At 58.0% G+C, this 15,540-nt stretch carries 17 protein-coding genes; 14 read left to right on the top strand and 3 right to left on the bottom strand.

The genetic code is table 11. The features are described 5' to 3' along the window. The first annotated feature begins 178 nt into the window (after positions 1-178). The 5 genes from P0111_14785 to P0111_14765 are packed head-to-tail and all read left to right on the top strand — an operon-like array spanning position 179 to position 4,329. The gene (locus P0111_14785) at positions 179-1,081 is read left to right on the top strand and encodes a thiamine pyrophosphate-dependent enzyme (protein MDF0645293.1); all 903 of its coding nucleotides are present in this window, start codon (positions 179-181) and stop codon (positions 1,079-1,081) included. A 24-nt stretch (positions 1,082-1,105) separates the two neighbouring features. Further along, on the top strand, positions 1,106-1,822 hold the full coding sequence (locus P0111_14780; GenBank protein MDF0645292.1) for a 2-oxoacid:acceptor oxidoreductase family protein: 717 nt from the start codon (positions 1,106-1,108) through the stop codon (positions 1,820-1,822). A gap of 9 nt (positions 1,823-1,831) precedes the next feature. Next, positions 1,832-2,155, top strand: coding sequence for a pyruvate ferredoxin oxidoreductase (locus P0111_14775; GenBank protein MDF0645291.1), 324 nt, complete (start codon positions 1,832-1,834; stop codon positions 2,153-2,155). A 22-nt stretch (positions 2,156-2,177) separates the two neighbouring features. After that, the gene (locus P0111_14770; protein ID MDF0645290.1) at positions 2,178-2,942 is read left to right on the top strand and encodes a carbon monoxide dehydrogenase beta subunit family protein; all 765 of its coding nucleotides are present in this window, start codon (positions 2,178-2,180) and stop codon (positions 2,940-2,942) included. Positions 2,943-2,985: 43 nt separating this feature from the next. Then, complete coding sequence (locus P0111_14765; GenBank protein MDF0645289.1) at positions 2,986-4,329, top strand: transketolase C-terminal domain-containing protein; 1,344 nt, start codon at positions 2,986-2,988, stop codon at positions 4,327-4,329. Positions 4,330-4,475: 146 nt separating this feature from the next. On the opposite strand, the gene P0111_14760 is transcribed toward P0111_14765, so the two are convergent. Further along, positions 4,476-4,724: a hypothetical protein gene (locus P0111_14760; protein MDF0645288.1), complete on the bottom strand. Its 249-nt coding sequence runs from the start codon at positions 4,722-4,724 to the stop codon at positions 4,476-4,478. A gap of 37 nt (positions 4,725-4,761) precedes the next feature. Here P0111_14760 and P0111_14755 point away from each other — a divergent pair, with 37 nt between their 5' ends. The 4 genes from P0111_14755 to P0111_14740 all read left to right on the top strand — a co-directional run bounded on the left by P0111_14755 (position 4,762) and on the right by P0111_14740 (position 7,455). Beyond that, positions 4,762-5,970, top strand: a complete 1,209-nt coding sequence (locus P0111_14755; protein MDF0645287.1) for a small ribosomal subunit Rsm22 family protein — start codon at positions 4,762-4,764, stop codon at positions 5,968-5,970. A 61-nt stretch (positions 5,971-6,031) separates the two neighbouring features. Further along, a complete protein-coding gene (locus P0111_14750; GenBank protein ID MDF0645286.1) occupies positions 6,032-6,346 on the top strand; it encodes a HigA family addiction module antitoxin in 315 nt (104 codons plus the stop codon). Positions 6,347-6,660: 314 nt separating this feature from the next. Further along, on the top strand, positions 6,661-6,837 hold the full coding sequence (locus P0111_14745) for a hypothetical protein (protein ID MDF0645285.1): 177 nt from the start codon (positions 6,661-6,663) through the stop codon (positions 6,835-6,837). Positions 6,838-6,849: 12 nt separating this feature from the next. Beyond that, positions 6,850-7,455: a hypothetical protein gene (locus P0111_14740; GenBank protein ID MDF0645284.1), complete on the top strand. Its 606-nt coding sequence runs from the start codon at positions 6,850-6,852 to the stop codon at positions 7,453-7,455. A 300-nt stretch (positions 7,456-7,755) separates the two neighbouring features. On the opposite strand, the gene P0111_14735 is transcribed toward P0111_14740, so the two are convergent. Then, on the bottom strand, positions 7,756-7,938 hold the full coding sequence (locus P0111_14735; protein ID MDF0645283.1) for a hypothetical protein: 183 nt from the start codon (positions 7,936-7,938) through the stop codon (positions 7,756-7,758). 37 nt (positions 7,939-7,975) lie between these two features. Continuing rightward, positions 7,976-8,335: a hypothetical protein gene (locus P0111_14730; protein ID MDF0645282.1), complete on the bottom strand. Its 360-nt coding sequence runs from the start codon at positions 8,333-8,335 to the stop codon at positions 7,976-7,978. A gap of 113 nt (positions 8,336-8,448) precedes the next feature. Here P0111_14730 and P0111_14725 point away from each other — a divergent pair, with 113 nt between their 5' ends. From P0111_14725 to P0111_14705, 5 genes are all read left to right on the top strand, one after another. Next, entirely contained in the window at positions 8,449-8,889 is a 441-nt protein-coding gene (locus P0111_14725; protein ID MDF0645281.1) for a dual specificity protein phosphatase, read from the top strand. 84 nt (positions 8,890-8,973) lie between these two features. Next, positions 8,974-9,825: a bifunctional DNA-formamidopyrimidine glycosylase/DNA-(apurinic or apyrimidinic site) lyase gene (gene mutM, locus P0111_14720; protein MDF0645280.1), complete on the top strand. Its 852-nt coding sequence runs from the start codon at positions 8,974-8,976 to the stop codon at positions 9,823-9,825. A 194-nt stretch (positions 9,826-10,019) separates the two neighbouring features. Next, complete coding sequence (locus P0111_14715; GenBank protein ID MDF0645279.1) at positions 10,020-11,216, top strand: ATP citrate lyase citrate-binding domain-containing protein; 1,197 nt, start codon at positions 10,020-10,022, stop codon at positions 11,214-11,216. Between the two features lie 96 nt (positions 11,217-11,312). Beyond that, a complete protein-coding gene (locus tag P0111_14710; GenBank protein MDF0645278.1) occupies positions 11,313-13,133 on the top strand; it encodes a citrate/2-methylcitrate synthase in 1,821 nt (606 codons plus the stop codon). A 139-nt stretch (positions 13,134-13,272) separates the two neighbouring features. After that, entirely contained in the window at positions 13,273-15,519 is a 2,247-nt protein-coding gene (locus P0111_14705) for an aconitate hydratase (protein MDF0645277.1), read from the top strand. Positions 15,520-15,540: the final 21 nt, after the last annotated feature.

Genomic DNA, 15,540 nt, shown 5'->3' with positions numbered 1-15,540 from the left:
AGTAACATTGCCGTTGACAGTCTTTTTTCGCCTTTGCTACGATGATCGAACTTTTGAAAGTGTGTGGAAGTATCAACGCGGTTCATCCAGCCTCGATTTCCTGCAGGTTTGTTGCGCACAATCATAGCTGTTCACCGGCTGGTCGATGGCCGGTGTCACGAGAGAGGGAGGTGTCCCGATGAGTCTTGATTATGTGAAGTTCTCCAATGGGTTTGAAAAGTTCATGCCGAAAGAATATCGGGACATGGTCGAGCATGGTCCCTTCGGAAAGAAAATCTCCGTCTCTCAGATGGGCAGCTTCAAGGAAGTCCTGGAAGAACATCCGATGTGCGCCGGTTGCGCAATGACTCTCTTCATCCGTCTCGCCATGATCGCATTCCCCAATCCCGAGGATACCATTACGGTCGGCACTGCCGGCTGCGGTCGTCTGGCTATTTCCCAGGCTGCCATTCCCTTCGTCTACGGCAATTACGGAGACCAGAATGGCGTCGCGAGCGGATTGTCTCGTGGGCTCCGTCTCCGGTTCGGTGACAAACCCAAGGATGTGGTGGTGATGGCGGGTGACGGCGGTACAGCCGACATCGGGTTCCAGCAGGTTCTCCATTCCTGGTTCCGGAAGGAGCGGTTCACGACGATCATGCTGGACAACGAAGTCTATGGCAACACCGGCGGTCAGGAGAGCGGTATGACCAACCGCGGCGCCGTGTTGAAGATGGCTCCCCTCGGCAAGAAGTTTGAAAAGATGGATATGGTGCAGATGGCCAAGGTGGCCGGCTGTGCCTACGTCGCGACGGTTGTTCCGAACAATCCCCGCCGTGTTGAGAGCGTCATCAAGAAGGCCGTATTGATCGCCAGAGAAGTCGGTTCCGCGTACATTCAGGCGTACACCTCCTGCAATATCGAATACGCGATTCCTACCGATAAGGTCATGGAGGACGCGAAGACGGTTGAGAACGATCGGTATGCATTTTCGGAGTACATCAGCGACGAAGCCAAGCAGTATTTGACCGAGCGCTATGGCTACAAGGAGTTTCTCCCGAAGCCGGCTGCTCCTGCCGGGGCGATTCCGGGCAAGGCCTAACACCCAGAGAAGGGAGACCGGACCATGGCAAAACGATTCAACATTCGGATGGCGGGCGTCGGAGGTCAAGGAGTCGTGACCGGCTCTCACATCTTGAGTACGGCCGTCATCAATGCCGGAGGAGAAAGCACGATCGTTCCGTTTTACGGATCGGAAAAGCGGATGGCGCCGGTCGAAAGCTATGTTCGCGTGTCGGATGAAGCCATCTATGAGATCGGTGAGATCACGTTCCCACACATCATCATCATTTTCCATCCGCAGGTCATCACGCACGGCAAGTCCTACACGATGCCGTTCTACTTCGGACTGAAGGAAGACGGAATCGCGCTCATCAACAATGACGGGCCGATGAAGCTCCACAAGGATCAGGCTCGGGAGTTGGAAGAGCGCCGCGCGAAGCTCTACTACTTCCCCGCGACGAAGACCTCGTTGGAGGTCGCCGGTATGGATCTGGCGACGAACATGGCGCTGATGGGTTGCATCGGGGCGATTACCGGGCTCACCAACATGGCGGGTCTGGAGCAGGCCGTGAAGGATCGTTTTCTGGGTAAAGGTTTTGTGGTGTCGGGAGGAACGGCGGCCTTGGACAGTGTCGTCGAACGAAAATTCAAGAAGAAGCAAGAATTGATCGAAAAGAACGTTGCGGTCATGCGGGCGGGATGGAATTATGCCGTCGATCACGGTTGGGCCGCTCCACAAATCAAGCGTGCGGAAGAACCGGTCGCGGCTGCCAACGCCTAAAGGAGCACCATGTATCTTGTAGCCGATATTAGTGTTGAGATTTGTGCTGCGAAGAGCTGTAAGCTTTGCACACAGTATTGTCCGGAAGCCAACACGATTCTGTACAGCGATGAGATGGGCAAGGACAAGGGTTTCAAGTACGGCTCGGCCTATGTGGCGGTGGACCGGTGCAAGGGCTGCGCGCAATGCGTATGGGTTTGCGACAATATGGCGAAGAACAACGCCATCAAGATGATCATGATCGACCAATTGCCGAAAGCCGCCTTGACCGACAACATCACCTACGGTGAAAAGAGCACCACCGCAGTCTTGGCGAGCCCCGTAGTCGGGTAAGCACCAGAAAGGGGAGTTGGGCGTGGCGACCACACCAGACACGAGAGAAAAGATCATTGTCCCGGGTCCGGCCGGGTTTCATCCACCTTCTGCGGCGCAGCTGGGCGTGGCGCTGCCTGATCCCGGTCAGGGGCTGTATTACGGACTGCTGGAGCCGAACGAGGAGAAGGTCATCGAAGAGATGGCGCGAAAGATGTTGACCAGCCCGAACGCCACGATCTTTCCCGGTCCCTTGTTGCTGTGGGCCTGGAATGATCACGCAGTGGAAAAGGCCAAGGCCACCTTGGAGATCGCCGCGCAGATTCCCGAAGTCATGATCATCCCGATGCCGGATTATCGCCCGAAGTATCCAAAAATCGATCCTGAAGAGGTCATTAACCCCAACCATCCCAACCTGACGATCTGGGGCAACAAAATCGAGGCGTGTATTTTCATCGGCGTCCATTGCCACTATGCGAATCTCACGCTCAAGATGATCCGGGCGGGGACCAATTGCTGCACCATGGCCATTTGTGCCGAGCAAGGCCATGAGGATGCCATGCTGACGATCCGCGACTCCGATACGGCGAAGATCAAGCGCGTCGCGCAAATTTTCAAAAAGGTTCGCGAAGAAATGGGCATCAAGCTGCCGACAAGCGGAGAAAACGTTCGCTTTACGGGCACACAGTCGAAAGTGCACGGCGGAAAGACCCATACAAATCCGATGACCTTCGCTCCGTCCCCAGACGGGACGGGCAGCGCCGCCATGTTCGGTCATTCCGCGGAACACATGAAACGAGAAGGGTAGTTGTAGCTGAGCGAATCGGCTCATCACTTAAAGAGGTGTGATCATGAGTGAAGCGTTGGAAGCCCAGCAAAAGACCAACCCACAGGGTGATCCGATCACCAGCGTGGCGGTTCCGAAGTCCGACGGGAAGAAGGACCCTCATGCCGAGGCGAAGCGGCAGAAAGTCGTGACGCCGGAATACATGTTTCACGAGGCTCCGAGAACCAAAGAATTTATTACCGGAAGCGAAGCGGCCAAGGAGGCGATCCGCCGTTCGAATGTCGATCTGGCCATTGCCTATCCGATCACCCCGCAGAGTGAAACGATGCAGCTGGTCGGGGTGCTCTACGGCGAAGGATACGTCAAAGAATATTATCGCGGCGAAGAGGAAGTCGGTGTCATGGCTGCGATTGCGGGCGGATCGCGATCGGGTGTCCGGTGTTACACCGCCACCGCAGGACCAGGCACCTTGCGAGGCCTCGAAGGCATTGCGTCCTGGCCGGGGCACCGGCTGCCGGTGGTCGCCATGTTCACGTGCCGTGTCGTCAACGCTCCGTTGGCCATTCAGCCGGACAACATCGAGGTTTCCTACTTGCTGAATTGCGGCATGATCGTCTTCCATGCCGAGAACCAGCAGGACATGTTCGACTTCACCATGGCCGGGTTCACCATCAGCGAAAAGAACGATGTGACGCTGCCGGTTGGCGTGTGCTGCGACGGTTTTTTCGTCACGCACGCCCGCGGGTATGTGCGCATGCAGGACCGAGGGATCAAACTCCCGCCCCGCGAAGCCTGGCGCGGAGCTGTGCCCGTGCTTGATGCGGAGAATCCTCCCGCGCGCCTGTCTCGCGATGCTCCGGTTCAGAAGTCGAACTTCATGGCCTACAACATCCACGCCGTATGGCAGCAGGAAGTTTGGGCGGCGGTGGAACGTTCGCGTAAGTACATCAACAAATATATGGGCGGACTGCTGACGGCCGAAAATGTCGAAGGCGCCGATGCGATCATCATCGCTTCGGGCAGCGCTGCGGCTCAGTCGCGTGAAGCGGTGCGCCTCTGCAAGGAAAAGGGCTTGAAAGTCGGGCTCATCAAGGTCCGCTCGCTCCGCCCGTTCCCGACGAAGGAACTCCGGGAGCTCTGCGGAAAGGCCAAGCTGATCGTGGTGCCGGAATTCAACTACGTCGGTTGGTTGGCGAAAGAAGTCGCGACGGCGATCTACGGATTCTCCAAGGCGAAGATCATCGGCGGCCCGCGGGTCTACGGCGGTCAGTCGATGCCGGTGGAGTTGATCGTGGACGAAGTTGAGTCCGGCCTGACCGGCAAGAAATCCACCAATGTGGCGATGTCGCAGATCATGGGTGGTGTCGTCAATCCCGACGAAGTCGCTCACTTTATGCGCAGCATCTGACGGCGCACGGCCTGGTGAAACATAAAGAGCCTGTCCGGGTTCCGGACAGGCTCTTTTAATTTTACCGCGCGCCGCGTTCTTCGTCATTCATCAAACGTATGTCGTACGAACCACGAACGGCGCTTCACGGCATACGAGCGACGAGTCTATCCTTGGATCTCGTCCTCGATCATCTCTTCGCTCGCCGGCATCCCGTAGGCGACATACTTCGCATATGACAGATAGATCATGGCGCTGTCGCGCATCGCCTTGGATCCCTGCGTCATCCGAACCACCTTGTCGGAACCTGGCGGCTCCATGTTTTGCAGCATCAGGGCATGGTCCTGCAGCAACTTGGTATAGCGTTCGACTGCCAGTTCCACCTCTTTATACGCCTTGAGGATTTCGTCCGTCATAGTTGTCCTCCCTCACGCCCTGAGCATACACTAGCCCATGCACGGACCGAAAGGCCGCCTCTCGGCGCCTCTGTCCCCTCTTGTGCTCAAAGTCATGGATCAGGTCGCTCGGACAGTGGCTGGGGCTCCTGCCGCCGGGATCCCTTCCACCGTCGCACAGCTTTCCCACCTGTTCACCAAAGGTAGAGGGTCTTTGGCGTCCCGCTATCTCGACGAATCGTCCAATGTTGCAGCCTACATCGCCTATTTCATGCCGGTAAATCTGTCGAAGGTGCAGGTCCTGCTCGAGGAGCTGCCGCCGGACGCACCATTGAACGAAGGCAGAAGGGGCTTGCGACTCCTCGACCTGGGAGCAGGCCCTGGGACCGGTAGCCTGGCCGTGCTCGACTGGCTTTGCCAAAGTCATCCTGAAGCGGCCGGGCGTCTCTCGGCCCTGGCCGTGGATTCCTCCGGCGAAGCATTGCGGCGAGCGGGTGAACTCTGGAACCGGTATTGCGACGAAGCAGGAATTTCAGGGGCAGGACTCATCCGATGCCAGGCCGATCTGGAGCGACCCGAGAAAACGGCGTGGCGCGACAGGGTCAAGCAAAAAGCCCCGTTCGATCTCATCCTCCTGGCCAACTGTCTGAACGAACTCCACCTCGATGCGTCGGATCCCATCGTCGCGCGAGCCGAGCTACTCGCGGAGCTCCTGCAGTGGCTTTCCCCTCATGGCACCTTGATGCTGCTTGAGCCTGCGCTTCGGGAAACAGCCAGGGGGCTCCATCGTGTCCGGGACCGTTTGCTGCGAGAGAAGCGATGCACCGTCTACAGTCCCTGCCTGCACGAACAAGACTGTCCCGCGTTGAGACATCCCGACGACTGGTGCCATGAAGAGCGAGCATGGAATCCGCCGGCTCATATTCAAGAAATTGATGAAGCAGTTGGATTCATCAAGGACTCGCTGAAGTTTTCATATCTCCTGCTCCGAACCGATGGAACTACGATCGCGCAGCGCTCGCCTCACACCTTCCGCATCGTCAGCGAGCTGCGTGAATTGAAAGGGGACACGCGAGCCTGGGTGTGCAACGAGTTGGGACGCTCCGAAATCGGCCGGCTGGATCGGGCAGCATCGGAGACGAATGTCGCATGGGGTGATTGTCAGCGTGGGGCGATCGTGCAGATCGAGGGCCTGAAGCGAAAAGACGGGGCGACGCTGGCCAGAATCCCGAGCGAAGGAATCGTCCAGATCGTCAGGCCCGTGTGAACAAACAATGGCGGTGCATTTAATGTCGAATTGACCGAGTACCATTCAGAAGAGGCGTGGCATGAGTATCCCCAACAAAAGTTCGCGAAAGGTGCGCCCCACTCATCCTGGTGAAATGCTGCGTGAAGATTTCCTTCCGGATTATGGATTGACCGTATCGGGCTTTGCCAAGGCCATTGGGGTTTCGCGGCAGACGGTGAATGAGGTGCTTCGGGAACGGCGGGCTGTGAGTCCTGAGATGGCGCTTCGGCTGTCTCGATTATTCGGCAATACCCCCGAGTTTTGGTTGAACGCCCAGGGGGCAGTATATTTGTGGGAGGCAGCTAGACAAGCCAAGGGCAAAATCAATCGCATTTCGCCACTGACTGCAGCCTGACAGGGTTGACTGATGCGAATGCACAATTCTCCTCACCCCGGAGAGATCATCAAGCAGCTATGCCTCGAACCGCTCCGGATCAGTGTTGCAGAGACATCTCAAGCGCTGGTCATCAACAGGAAGACGCTGTCTGCCATCTTGATGGTCGGGCAGGGATTAGCCTCGAAATGGCCGTTCGCTTGTCCATCGCCTTCGGCACATCGGCAGAAAGCCGGATGAACCATCAGACGCACTACGATCTACGACACGGCGAACATCGGCGGAAACAGCTTCGGGTACCCAAGCTTGCGGTATGGAAGTCGGTAGGCTGAGTTGTGGCGGGAAAAGCCAAGAAGACGGATCACGCCGGGCCGAAACGAGGGCGCGGCGCCTACTGGGGCCGTAAAGCTGACGCCAAGCGCGAGAGCAATCGGTTTCGTCGGGAGATCGCCAAGCAAGCTCTGCAGCATGGTCTCGAAGATTTTGCGAACGACACGGGACCTGAGGTATAACTCCAACATCCGATGTCATCGTCACGCCAGAAAGCCGACGTTATCGCTGCGGCATGCGATGCCCTCACGAATGATAATTCTGACGGGGCGGCATCAATTCTAGAAGGTGATTATCCGTTCGCGCCGGAACTCGTAATAAAACGTCGATTTCGACCCCTCGACTACACGCGGGTCTTCATCCGAGACGGATTCATTGATCGATACACCGACCAAAAACTCATATTTCCACCTGTCTTGCGCGTGATCTCCTTCGCCTTACCGGAGAAGTTCCCGTATCACCCCAATTGGAAAACACAAGTTACTCATCCGGCATATTGGGAGCTTGGAGCCACAATCGACCATCTTGTGCCAGTTACTCGGGGCGGCACCGATGAGCCATCGAACTGGATTACGACTTCTATGGCTCGCAACAGCGCGAAGATGAACTGGGCCTTGGCTGATCTGGGTTGGGAACTGCAGCCTCCGGGAGATTTCAAGAAGTGGGATGGGCTCCTCCACTGGTTCATTGACTACTGCAATCGCCATCCCAAAGCCGTGGTCGATTCTGGGGTACGACAATGGTTTCGCGCAGGTTCAAAAGCCTTGGGTGAGATAGAAAGAGGTCGAGTCGTACTCTAATATCGCGCCTAAGTTATTGAGGCCAGAACTCCAAACTAGTTATGAATGCCACGGGTCTGGAATCGACTCGTCGCCGGTCACTCCCTTTTAGAGTAGCGCTGAGCGGTCTTGTTTTGGAATTTGCGGGTGGCGCCGATCACAACCTCGTTCGCCCGCAACGGAAGGGGAGAACGGCTATTGGGAGAAGCATAAGGCAAAGGGGCCTGACGGGCCAACGCGATGATGAAATCTAGATTGCCCCCACGGGGGGATGGGTGGAGTGAGGACGAACGAGGTGATCGGCGACAGGACCCGCTTGGTTTAATCCGCTTCCGGTTCCGAACTGCCGTGCTGGTGCGATACGCGATCCTCGTCGAACAACTCTTCCATTTCCTCTGCGATCATGTCGCGATCGTTCGGCACCGAGATGAGGGGGATTTCTTTCCGAGCCTTGGGCTCTTTCTCTGATTCCGGCGGCTCAGGCTGCTTAGGCTTATCGGTCATAGCTGAAGTATACACACCCGGTCGAAGAAAAGGCGAGCTATTCAAAGGCTTCGAGTGAAGACCGTTCCGGGAAGGCTCTCTTGCAGTTCGTGCAGGTCACGAAGTAAATGGCTTCACGCACCGACATGGTGATCCGAAAATCCAGGCTGACGCCACGATGGTTACAGGAGGTGCAGGAGATTTCCTTCAACCGATAGGGCACATCCGGCTGGGTTCGCAGATAGAACTCCATGTCCGTATGGACCGGAAAACTGTAGAAACATTTTTTGCACACCCCGCGCCATTCACCGTCGGACTGCATGAATCGCTGGTCGATACCGAAGCTGGACCCCTTGCAGATGGCACACTGCACGGTGGACAGCCTGGATTCAACGTCCGCAACGGAGAGATTGGGCATCGGACCGGTTCTCCTTCGACCTTGCCGAGTATAGCGTTCTGACCGAAATGACTGCAACCGCGGCACAGATTCGGACTTGATCAAGAGCCGCATCGATTCTATAGTTGATTGCGATGTATCAGATCACCGACAAGTTGGCCGTCGGCAATCTTTTCGATGCCGAGAGTCCACCCGCCGGCATCGGCGCATTGCTGATGGTGGCGGCCGAGCTGTCGATTGCACCACCGGCAGGTGTTGCGTACAACAGCATTCCATTGAAGGAATACGGAGAAGCGGGCGTTTCCTCGTTGGATCACGCCGTAGCCTGGATTGAAGCGCACCTGCCTGAAAACAGCGTCCTGGTCTGCTGCCGCGCGGGCATGGGACGTTCCGTCTCGGTCGTACTGGCCTATCTCTGCTGTGTGGAAAACATGGCCTATCCCGATGCCCTGAGCCTGCTTCTGAAGCAGCGGCCTGGCGCTGTCCCCTTACCGAACTTGCGCTGGGTCATTGAGGCGGTGCAACAGCTTCGCGAATCTCGAAGAACGGCCGATGCGTCCGGTCTGAGGGCTTGATACCAGCCAGGCCGAGAACCGCTCGCGTCTCTCCGCAGACCACACTGTTCAAGCCGGTCCTTGACGAGACGGAGTAGCTTGTTCATGCCCGAACTGCCTGAAGCGGAGGTCGTTGCCAGACAGATCCGGTCTCGTTTAGCCGGCGCGAGGCTGGTCGATGTGGTCCTCGGTCGCCGGGACATCGTCAGGGAAGGGGTGGGCACCCTGTCCTGGTATCGCGAGACCCGACTGATCTCCGTCGACCGATATGGCAAAAGTGTCGCGCTGGGGTTTCAGAAAAGTGTCGAGGTGCGATACGTAGTAGCGGAACTCGGCATGTCCGGCCTCCTGCTGTTCGACGCGGTTCCGATCAGACATCCTCGCCATGTTCACGTGGAGTTGACCTTCGTAGAAGGCTCCGAGCGGATGCTTCGCTATTGGAACCCACGCCGATTCGGCCGCCTGTCCCTCCTTGATGCGTCCGGACTTGACCGGTACATCTCCCGCCGCTTCGGCTGCGATCCATTGACGATCTCGCGCGAGGAGTTCGCCGGCCTCCTAACCCGTCGGCGAGGCAGATTGAAACCCCTGTTGATGCATCAACAGATGGTGGCCGGAATCGGCAATATTTACGCGAACGAGATCCTCTTCCGCGCCGGCTTGCACCCGAACTGTCTCGCCAATCGTCTGCATCCGGACAGAATCGACCGGCTGTTCCGGATCACCCAACAGGTGCTTAGGCAGGCGATCGACTGCGGCGGATCGAGCGTACGCGATTTCTTCGCTCCCGACGGGACGGAAGGGCGCTACAAGGATCATCACTTGGTCTATGGGAAAGAGGGTGAGCCTTGTCCCAACCGGTGCGGAGCGACCATTAGGCGGCTCCAGAGCGAGCGAAGCTCGTTCATCTGCCCCGGTTGTCAGCGGCGGCGACGACAGGCGGGGGGGCAAGCCTGAATACACCGCAGATCTCAAGGAAACACCATTAGAAATCGGTAACTTGCGGCAATCTCGCACGGCTTGTCCCATGGGCTAGGCCTTTTGATCCCCCGTGAATTAGTCCCTCTGGTGTATTGAGTCATCTCCGCTATTTCGTTACAATCCGGCTCCCTTGTTACCGCTTGCCACTCGCGTCACGAAGGAGACCCGTCATGGCCAAAGTGCTCGAAGGTCCCGGTATGGGACTGATGAAGAAATGGGGAATCGCCGTTCCGCAGTACGTCGTCGTCACCTCTGCTGATGAACTTGCCAAGCTGGGACAAGCCAATGAATGGATGAAGAAAAGCAAGCTGGTCGCCAAGGCTCACGAAGCCCTGGGATCCCGGTTCAAGCTCGGTCTGGTCAAGGTCGGCCTCGATGTGAATGAGGCGGTGGCCGCGACGAAGGAGATGATCGGCCGTCAGGTCGGCAGCATCACCGTGACTCAAGTCATCGTCTCCGAGATGATTCCGCACAAGGAGGAGTACTACTGCGCGGTCAAGTCGACCCGCGAAGGCAGCGAGATTCTCGTCGCCAATTGCGGTGGTATCGAAGTGGAGTCAAATTGGGACAGGGTCAAGCGGTTGACTTTGGATGTGGGACAGCAGCCGACCTCCGAAGCGTTGGAGAAGTTGGCTAAGGATGCGGGATTCTCCGGCTCCTTGACGAAGAAAATGGCGGACTTTGCCGGAAAAATGTTCACCTGCTTCGACAACGAAGACGCGCAGTATCTTGAAGTCAATCCCGTGGTCGTGCGGGAGAGCGACGGCGAACTGGTCGCCCTCGATGCAGTCACCTTGCTCGACGGTGACGCCAAGTTCAGGCATCCGGACTGGAATTTTCAGTTTGCCGCCGAGTTCGGCCGCGCCTATTCCAAGGACGAGATGGACGTGATGGCCGTCGACAGCAAGATCAAAGGATCCGTGAAATTCATTGAAATTCCCGGTGGCGATACGGCGATGCTCCCGGCCGGTGGCGGTGCCAGCGTGTACTACTCGGACGCGGTTGTTGCGCGCGGCGGCAAACTGGCCAACTATGCGGAGTATTCCGGAGATCCTCCGGACTGGGCCGTTGAAGTCCTGACGGAAAAGATCTGTTCGCTCCCGCACATCAAGAACATCATCGTGGGTGGCGCCATCGCCAACTTTACCGACGTCAAGAAGACCTTCGGCGGCATCATCAACGGATTCCGGAAGGCCAAGTCGGACGGCAAGCTCAAGAGTGTCAAGATTTGGGTCCGCCGCGGCGGCCCCAGGGAAAAGGAGGGCCTCGACGCCATGCGGGCTCTCAGGGACGAAGGATTCGACATCCACGTCTTCGATCGCAACACACCGCTGACCGACATCGTCGACAAGGCGCTGCAAAAGTAGCCATGAGTCCTGAGTCCTGGGTGCTGAGCGATTAGCCCTGCTCTTCAACTCAGCACGTGGCACGCAGCACTCGGCACTAGGAAAGAGGAGACTCCGATGAGCATTCTGGCAAACAAAGACACCCGCGTGGTGATCCAAGGCGGACAGGCTGGTGTCAACGCCGCCCGCCGCATGGCTGAATTTTGTTATCTCATCAAGCGCCCGCTCAACGTCGAGGCTTTCGTCTATCCGCCCGATGCCGGGAAGACCAACGAGATCCCCTACGGGAGCGGACTGATCGCCATTCCCGTGTACAAGACGATTGCGGAGGCGACCAAGCATCATGCCACGATCAATACCAGCCTTGTCTACATCGGCGCCGACCGCGCGATGAAAGGCGGAATGGAAGCGCTCGACGATCCCCATATCAAGGTTGTGTCGATGATCACCGAGGGGGTGCCGGAGAAAGACGCCAAACTGCTCGGGGCCCATGCGCGAAAACTGGGCAAGGTGTTCAACGGTCCGTCGTCGATCGGCATCATTTCGGCCGGCTCCTGTCGGCTCGGTGTGATCGGCGGCGCCTTCGACAACCTGGTCCTGTCGAAGCTCTATCGCGAGGGATCGTTCGGGGTCATCACCAAGTCAGGCGGGCTCTCCAACGAGATCATCTGGATCTGTTCCCAGTTCGCAGACGGTATTACCACGGCGATCGGCATCGGCGGGGACGCCTATCCCGGCACGGACTACGTCAGTTATCTTGAGATGTTCGAGAACGATCCCCAGACGAAGGCCGTGGTCATCGTCGGGGAAATGGGCGGTGATCTCGAAGAGCGCGCCGCCGAGTGGTACGGCGCCAAGAAGCGGCGAATCAAGTTGATCGGCGTGGTCTCCGGCTTCTGTCAGGAGAGTCTGCCTAAGGGCATGAAATTCGGTCACGCAGGGGCCAAGGAAGGCATGAAGGGGGAAGGGTCCGCCCGGTCGAAATCGGAAGCGCTCAAGAAAGCCGGTGCGCTCGTCCCTCCCACGTTCGGGGCGCTCGGCCCGGCGATCAAGGAGACCTATCAGGAACTGTTGAAGTCCGGGCAAGTGAAGGAGCCGGTCGAGCCTGCGGTGTTGCCACGGTTGCCCAAGTCGATCGAAGAGGCGATGAAGGCCGACGAAGTGATGGTCGCGCCGCTGATCCGCACGACGATCAGCGACGACCGGGGAGACGAGCCGTGCTATGACGGCTATCCGGCCTCCGAGTTGATCAACAAGGGCTACGAAATCCCGCATGTCATCGGCCTGTTGTGGGACAAGCGGCTCATCTCCAAACAGGAAGCCGAAATCATCAAGCGCATCATGATGCTGTCGGCCGACCATGGCCCCTGCGTCAGCGGAGCCTATGCGACGATCCTGGCCGCCTGCGCCGGTATCGGGCTGTCGCAGTCGGTTGCAGCCGGCATGATCATGATCGGTCCCCGGTTCGGCGGCGCCGTGACGGACGCGGGCCGTTGGTTCAAGCACGCGGTAGACAACAAGATGAACGTGGACGAATTCCTGGCGTACATGAAAAAGAATGTGGGCCCCGTCCCCGGCATCGGCCACCGCGTCAAGAGCCTGCGCAATCCGGACAAGCGGGTGAAGGAACTGGTGGGGTACGTCAAGAGCCTGAGCATCAAGACGCCCTGTCTGGATTTCGCATTGGAAGTCGAGAAGGTCACGGCCGCGAAGAAGGACAACCTGATCCTCAACGTGGACGGAACGATGGCGGCCGTGCTCGTCGACATCGGGTTCCCGATCGACAGTTTGAACGGCTTCTTCATTCTGTCCCGTACGATCGGATTGATCGGACACTGGGTGGATCAGAAGCGTCAGGACAGCCGTTTGATCCGGCTGTTCGACTATCTGGTCAACTATGCGGCGCCAAAACGGCGCGAAGTGCCGCCATTGAAATAACCGCGGGAGGTCCTGCCGTTCAAAGAGCGGGGGGAAGTGCCGCCTTAACAAGAGGCTATCGGTAAAGGGTGCGTGGTCGGGGGGAGTCACTCCCCGGCTCCTGTTCTCAGAGGCCTAGCCCGTTTGCAAGGAGAGAGAGATGTCACTCGAGCTCGCCAGAAAACTCTATGCCAAGATGCCGGACGTCTGCGCGAAAGCCAGAACGAAATTCGGCCGGGGCCTCACGCTCGCCGAGAAAATTCTTGTGTCGCACGCCGACAATTTCGACACGCAAGTCTGGGATCGCGGGAAAGCGATGCTCGCGTTGAGACCGGACCGGGTGGCGATGCAGGACGCGACGGCTCAGATGGCCATGTTGCAGTTCATGCAGGCGGGGAAGAAACAGGCTGCGGTCCCGAGCACGATTCACTGCGACCACCTGATCCGCGCTGAAATGGGCTCCGAAAAGGATCTACTTCGCGCGATGGACGAGAACAAAGAGGTCTATAACTTCCTTGCTTCCGCGGCGAAAAAGTACGGCATCGGATTCTGGAAGCCGGGCGCCGGGATTATCCATCAAGTCGTTCTGGAAAATTATGCATTCCCCGGCGGCTTGATCATCGGCACGGATTCCCATACGCCGAACGGCGGCGGGCTCGGCATGTTGGCGATCGGAGTCGGAGGAGCGGATGCCGGGGAGGTGATGGCCGGACTCCCCTGGGAAGTGCTCCATCCGAAGTTGATCGGGGTGCGATTAACCGGCAAGTTGAACGGATGGGCATCACCCAAAGACGTGATTCTCTATCTGTGCGGGCTCCTCACCGTGAAGGGCGGGACGAACAAAATCGTCGAGTATTTCGGCCCAGGAACCGAGACGATCAGCGCTACCGGCAAGGGCACGATCTGCAACATGGGCGCGGAATTGGGCGCGACGACATCGGTGTTCCCATTTGATCAGAAAATGGTCGCCTATATGACGATCACCGATCGTGCTGATCTGGCGAACTTCGCGCAGTCGCACAAGGACCTCCTGGTTGCCGATCCGGAAGTATATCAATCGCCTGAGAAGTACTACGACCAGATCGTCGAGGTCGATCTCTCCAAGCTGGAGCCGCACGTCGTCGGGCCGCATACGCCGGATCTCGCTCGCCCGGTCTCCAAGCTGGCGGCGGAAGCGAAAGAAAAGGGGTATCCGGTCGAATTGAAGGCGGCGTTGATCGGGAGTTGCACCAATTCATCCTATGAAGACATCAGCCGTTCGGCCCACATCGCCAAGCAGGGAATGAAAGCCGGCCTCAAGGCCAAGACAGCGTTTCTCGTATCGCCGGGCTCGGAGCGCATCTATCACACGATGAAGCGCGACGGATTTCTGGAAACCTTTGAGAAGCTCGGAGGCACCGTATTGTCGAATTCCTGCGGCCCCTGCATCGGCCAGTGGAAGCGCGCCGACGGAGTGAAAGGGAAGGCGGATTCGATCGTCAGCTCCTTTAACCGGAACTTTCCGGGGCGCAATGACGGGATCAACGAAACGCTCTCGTTCCTGGCGAGCCCGGAAGTCGTGACGGCCTATGCCTTGTCGGGGGATCTGGGGTTTGACCCGGTCAACGGCAAATTGAAGGGAGCCGATGGAAAGGAATTCAAGCTCGATCCACCGCAGGGCGAGGAGTTGCCCGCGAAGGGATTCGCCAAGGGCGAGGAAGGGTTCGTCGCGCCGGCTGAAAACGGCGAGAGCTTGACGGTAGACATTCCCGCCACAAGCGAGCGGTTACAACTGCTGCAGCCGTTCCCGCGCTGGGACGGAAAGGATTTTGAAAAGCTTCCCCTCCTGATCAAGACGAAGGGGAAGACCACGACCGATCACATTTCTCCCGCCGGTCCGTGGTTGAAGTTCCGGGGCCACCTGGACAAGATCAGCGACAACATGTTTTTGGGCGCGAACAATGCATTTTCCTCGGAGCCGGGCAAGGGGACAGATGTACTGACCGGGGAAACCGGGTTGACGATCGCGCAGATCGCGCGCCGTTATAAGGCAAAGGGCATCGGATCCATCGTCGTCGGCGATGAGAACTACGGCGAGGGAAGCAGCCGGGAACATGCGGCCATGTCCCCGCGCTTCCTCAACGTCCGAGCGGTGATCACGAAGAGCTTTGCCCGCATCCATGAGACCAATCTGAAGAAGCAGGGGATCTTGGCGTTGACCTTCGCTGATCCGAAGGATTACGAGAAGATCGAGCAGCAGGACCGCATCAGTGTGACGGGGCTGACGAATCTGGCTCCTGGCAAGCCGGTGCAGGTGATCATTCACAAGACGGATGGCAACACGCTCACCATCCAGGCGAACCACAGCATGACGGCACAACAACTTGCGTGGTTCAAGGCAGGTTCGGCGCTGAACGCGCTGAACTAAACAGGAGTTAACAGAGGGACA

This window comes from Nitrospira sp. (assembly GCA_029194535.1).
GTDB lineage: Bacteria > Nitrospirota > Nitrospiria > Nitrospirales > Nitrospiraceae > Nitrospira_C.
The sequence above is the reverse complement of the archived record's forward strand: the minus strand, read 5'-3'. Positions and strand labels throughout refer to the sequence as shown.